Genomic DNA, 5,472 nt, shown 5'->3' with positions numbered 1-5,472 from the left:
CGCAGGGGGCTGAAGCCGGGCAGGCTGAGGCACGGTGGGCGCGATGCTCTTTAACAAGTAACAGCCGATAAGTGTGGGTACTTGATGGTGAGGCGAGCTGGAGTCGGGGGTCAAAGCCGGGCTGTAGCAAAGCGAAGGAATAATCAAGTCTCATACGAAATGAAGGTAGGTTTTGAGAGATCGAAACTTGTCAACGTTTTGAGTTGAGCGACAGGGTCCTTCGGGGCCCGAACAAGTAACAGGTTTGAACTGAAGAGTTTGATCCTGGCTCAGATTGAACGCTGGCGGCATGCCTTACACATGCAAGTCGGACGGCAGCGCGGGTTTCGGCCTGGCGGCGAGTGGCGAACGGGTGAGTAAGACATCGGAACGTGTCCTGGAGTGGGGGATAGCCCGGCGAAAGCCGGATTAATACCGCATACGCTCTGAGGAGGAAAGCGGGGGACCTTAGGGCCTCGCGCTCAAGGGGCGGCCGATGGCAGATTAGCTAGTTGGTAGGGTAAAGGCCTACCAAGGCGACGATCTGTAGCTGGTCTGAGAGGACGACCAGCCACACTGGGACTGAGACACGGCCCAGACTCCTACGGGAGGCAGCAGTGGGGAATTTTGGACAATGGGGGCAACCCTGATCCAGCAATGCCGCGTGTGTGAAGAAGGCCTTCGGGTTGTAAAGCACTTTTGTCCGGAAAGAAAACGGCCTGGTTAATACCTGGGCTGGATGACGGTACCGGAAGAATAAGCACCGGCTAACTACGTGCCAGCAGCCGCGGTAATACGTAGGGTGCGAGCGTTAATCGGAATTACTGGGCGTAAAGCGTGCGCAGGCGGTTTGCTAAGACCGATGTGAAATCCCCGGGCTTAACCTGGGAACTGCATTGGTGACTGGCAGGCTAGAGTATGGCAGAGGGAGGTAGAATTCCACGTGTAGCAGTGAAATGCGTAGAGATGTGGAGGAATACCGATGGCGAAGGCAGCCTCCTGGGCCAATACTGACGCTCATGCACGAAAGCGTGGGGAGCAAACAGGATTAGATACCCTGGTAGTCCACGCCCTAAACGATGTCAACTAGTTGTTGGGGATTCATTTCCTTAGTAACGTAGCTAACGCGTGAAGTTGACCGCCTGGGGAGTACGGTCGCAAGATTAAAACTCAAAGGAATTGACGGGGACCCGCACAAGCGGTGGATGATGTGGATTAATTCGATGCAACGCGAAAAACCTTACCTACCCTTGACATGGTCGGAACCCTGCTGAGAGGTGGGGGTGCTCGAAAGAGAACCGGCGCACAGGTGCTGCATGGCTGTCGTCAGCTCGTGTCGTGAGATGTTGGGTTAAGTCCCGCAACGAGCGCAACCCTTGTCCTTAGTTGCTACGCAAGAGCACTCTAGGGAGACTGCCGGTGACAAACCGGAGGAAGGTGGGGATGACGTCAAGTCCTCATGGCCCTTATGGGTAGGGCTTCACACGTCATACAATGGTCGGAACAGAGGGTTGCCAACCCGCGAGGGGGAGCTAATCCCAAAAAACCGATCGTAGTCCGGATTGCAGTCTGCAACTCGACTGCATGAAGCTGGAATCGCTAGTAATCGCGGATCAGCATGTCGCGGTGAATACGTTCCCGGGTCTTGTACACACCGCCCGTCACACCATGGGAGTGGGTTTTACCAGAAGTGGCTAGTCTAACCGCAAGGAGGACGGTCACCACGGTAGGATTCATGACTGGGGTGAAGTCGTAACAAGGTAGCCGTATCGGAAGGTGCGGCTGGATCACCTCCTTTCTGGAGCGAAAGCGCCTCCAATTCAAGTACTCACGCTTATCGGCTGTGAAAGTCACAGGGACAGACGAAGGGTCTGTAGCTCAGTCGGTTAGAGCACCGTCTTGATAAGGCGGGGGTCGTTGGTTCGAATCCAACCAGACCCACCACGCGAGTCTGGTGTGCGCTGAGCGCTGCGCGTGGCGCAGGCCCGAACCCAACACGGGGGCATAGCTCAGCTGGGAGAGCACCTGCTTTGCAAGCAGGGGGTCGTCGGTTCGATCCCGTCTGCCTCCACCACTGCTCAATCGCGAGCGCTCCAGTAGCGCGAGCGCTGGCGATTGACCCGTGGGTCAAGCAGTGCAGTATGGCTGTGACGTTCTTTAACAATCTGGAAGAAGAAGCAGTAATGTCTATTGGAGGCGTCTTGAGATGGGCGCATCCGATAGACGGGTAGTGATTGTAAGTATTGTTTTGAGTGATCTGAGAAGACGCTTGGAAGATACGGCACAACGCGAAAACTCAGCCTATAGCGGGTGCGTTGCGAGACGGACTTGTTATAGGGTCAAGCGAACAAGTGCATGTGGTGGATGCCTTGGCGATCACAGGCGAAGAAGGACGCGGTAGCCTGCGAAAAGCTGCGGGGAGCTGGCAAACGAGCTTTGATCCGCAGATGTCCGAATGGGGCAACCCGGCCCGTATGGGTCATCGGTGACTGAATCCATAGGTCACGCGAAGCGAACGCGGCGAACTGAAACATCTAAGTAGCCGCAGGAAGAGAAATCAACCGAGATTCCCAAAGTAGTGGCGAGCGAAATGGGATGAGCCTGTACCATTTAGCATCGCGGCTAGCCGAACGCTCTGGAAAGGGCGGCCGTAGCAGGTGATAGCCCTGTAGGCGAAAGCCGTGGTGTGGAACTAGGGGTACGACAAGTAGGGCGGGACACGTGAAATCCTGTCTGAAGATGGGGGGACCATCCTCCAAGGCTAAATACTCGTGATCGACCGATAGTGAACCAGTACCGTGAGGGAAAGGCGAAAAGAACCCCGGGAGGGGAGTGAAATAGATCCTGAAACCGCATGCATACAAACAGTCGGAGCCTCGCAAGGGGTGACGGCGTACCTTTTGTATAATGGGTCAGCGACTTACGTTCAGTAGCAAGCTTAACCGGATAGGGCAGGCGTAGCGAAAGCGAGTCCGAATAGGGCGATCAGTTGCTGGGCGTAGACCCGAAACCAAGTGATCTATCCATGGCCAGGTTGAAGGTGCGGTAACACGTACTGGAGGACCGAACCCACTAACGTTGAAAAGTTAGGGGATGAGCTGTGGATAGGGGTGAAAGGCTAAACAAACTTGGAAATAGCTGGTTCTCTCCGAAAACTATTTAGGTAGTGCCTCGTGTATCACCTTCGGGGGTAGAGCACTGTCATGGTTGAGGGGTCCATTGCGGATTACCTCGCCATAGCAAACTCCGAATACCGAAGAGTGCAATCACGGGAGACAGACGCCGGGTGCTAACGTCCGACGTCAAGAGGGAAACAACCCAGACCGCCAGCTAAGGTCCCTAAAATTGGCTAAGTGGGAAACGAAGTGGGAAGGCTAAAACAGTCAGGAGGTTGGCTTAGAAGCAGCCACCCTTTAAAGAAAGCGTAATAGCTCACTGATCGAGTCGTCCTGCGCGGAAGATGTAACGGGGCTAAGCCAGTTACCGAAGCTGCGGATGCGCGCGTTAAGTGCGCATGGTAGGAGAGCGTTCCGTAAGCCTGCGAAGGTGCATTGAGAAGTGTGCTGGAGGTATCGGAAGTGCGAATGCTGACATGAGTAGCGATAAAGGGGGTGAAAGGCCCCCTCGCCGTAAGCCCAAGGTTTCCTACGCAACGTTCATCGGCGTAGGGTGAGTCGGCCCCTAAGGCGAGGCAGAAATGCGTAGCTGATGGGAAGCAGGTTAATATTCCTGCACCGTCGTTAGATGCGATGGGGGGACGGATCGCGGAAGGTTGTCCGGGTGTCGGAAATCCCGGTCCCTGCATTGGAGAAGGCGCTTTGGCAAATCCGGGCGCGCAATTCAAGGGTGTGGGGCGAGCGGCCTAGTGCTGCGAAGCAATCGGAAGGGGTCCCAAGAAAAGCCTCTAAGCTTCAGTCTAACGAGACCGTACCGCAAACCGACACAGGTGGGCGAGATGAGTATTCTAAGGCGCTTGAGAGAACTCGGGAGAAGGAACTCGGCAAATTGGTACCGTAACTTCGGGATAAGGTACGCCCTGTTAGCTTGACTGGCCTGCGCCAGGAGGGTGAAGGGGTTGCAATGAACTGGTGGCTGCGACTGTTTAATAAAAACACAGCACTCTGCAAACACGAAAGTGGACGTATAGGGTGTGACGCCTGCCCGGTGCCGGAAGATTAAATGATGGGGTGCAAGCTCTTGATTGAAGTCCCGGTAAACGGCGGCCGTAACTATAACGGTCCTAAGGTAGCGAAATTCCTTGTCGGGTAAGTTCCGACCTGCACGAATGGCGTAACGATGGCCACACTGTCTCCTCCCGAGACTCAGCGAAGTTGAAGTGTTTGTGATGATGCAATCTACCCGCGGCTAGACGGAAAGACCCCATGAACCTTTACTGTAGCTTTGCATTGGACTTTGAACCGATCTGTGTAGGATAGGTGGGAGGCTTTGAAGCGCGAACGCTAGTTTGCGTGGAGCCGTCCTTGAAATACCACCCTGGTTTGTTTGAGGTTCTAACCTAGTGCCCTGAATCGGGCTCGGGGACCGTGCATGGTAGGCAGTTTGACTGGGGCGGTCTCCTCCCAAAGCGTAACGGAGGAGTACGAAGGTACGCTAGGTACGGTCGGAAATCGTGCTGATAGTGCAATGGCATAAGCGTGCTTAACTGCGAGACCGACAAGTCGAGCAGGTGCGAAAGCAGGTCATAGTGATCCGGTGGTTCTGTATGGAAGGGCCATCGCTCAACGGATAAAAGGTACTCTGGGGATAACAGGCTGATACCGCCCAAGAGTTCATATCGACGGCGGTGTTTGGCACCTCGATGTCGGCTCATCTCATCCTGGGGCTGTAGCCGGTCCCAAGGGTATGGCTGTTCGCCATTTAAAGAGGTACGTGAGCTGGGTTTAAAACGTCGTGAGACAGTTTGGTCCCTATCTGCCGTGGGCGTTGGAAGTTTGAGGGGGCCTGCTCCTAGTACGAGAGGACCGGAGTGGACGAACCTCTGGTGTACCGGTTGTCACGCCAGTGGCATCGCCGGGTAGCTATGTTCGGAAGAGATAACCGCTGAAAGCATCTAAGCGGGAAACTCGCCTCAAGATGAGACTTCCCCGGGGACTCGATCCCCTTGAAGGGTCGTTCAAGACCAGGACGTTGATAGGTCGGGTGTGGAAGCGCAGTAATGCGTTAAGCTAACCGATACTAATTGCCCGTAAGGCTTGATCCTATAACTGGTCCGTTTTACCGTTGTGCCACCCCCCACTCCTACCCATTGCTTCCTATTCCAGATTGGCTGGCGCGCCCCGTGCGCGACAGCACCCCCTTTTGCCTGATGACCATAGCGAGTCGGTCCCACCCCTGCCCATCCCGAACAGGACCGTGAAACGACTCCACGCCGATGATAGTGCGGATTGCCCGTGTGAAAGTAGGTAATCGTCAGGCTCCCCCTTTCCCCTCCCACGCCCGCTTCGACCCGAAGCGGGCGTGATGCTTTGGGGC

General features: G+C 55.3%; 2 tRNA genes and 3 rRNA genes. All 5 read left to right on the top strand.

The window, feature by feature from the left end:
- Positions 1–246: 246 nt before the first annotated feature.
- The 5 genes from KPG66_RS17505 (at position 247) to rrf (ending at position 5,415) form a co-directional block, all read left to right on the top strand.
- A 16S ribosomal RNA gene (locus KPG66_RS17505) occupies positions 247–1,777 on the top strand.
- Between the two features lie 69 nt (positions 1,778–1,846).
- Positions 1,847–1,923, top strand: a tRNA-Ile gene (locus KPG66_RS17500).
- Between the two features lie 54 nt (positions 1,924–1,977).
- Positions 1,978–2,053, top strand: a tRNA-Ala gene (locus KPG66_RS17495).
- A gap of 263 nt (positions 2,054–2,316) precedes the next feature.
- Positions 2,317–5,200 (top strand): 23S ribosomal RNA (locus tag KPG66_RS17490).
- 101 nt (positions 5,201–5,301) lie between these two features.
- Positions 5,302–5,415 (top strand): 5S ribosomal RNA (rrf, locus tag KPG66_RS17485).
- The 16S, 23S and 5S rRNA genes sit together here with 2 tRNA genes alongside, the layout of an rRNA operon.
- The last annotated feature ends 57 nt before the right edge of the window (positions 5,416–5,472 follow it).

Origin of the sequence: Mycetohabitans sp. B2 (genome assembly GCF_021733735.1) — a bacterium.
Taxonomy (GTDB): domain Bacteria; phylum Pseudomonadota; class Gammaproteobacteria; order Burkholderiales; family Burkholderiaceae; genus Mycetohabitans; species Mycetohabitans rhizoxinica.
The sequence above is the reverse complement of the archived record's forward strand: the minus strand, read 5'-3'. Positions and strand labels throughout refer to the sequence as shown.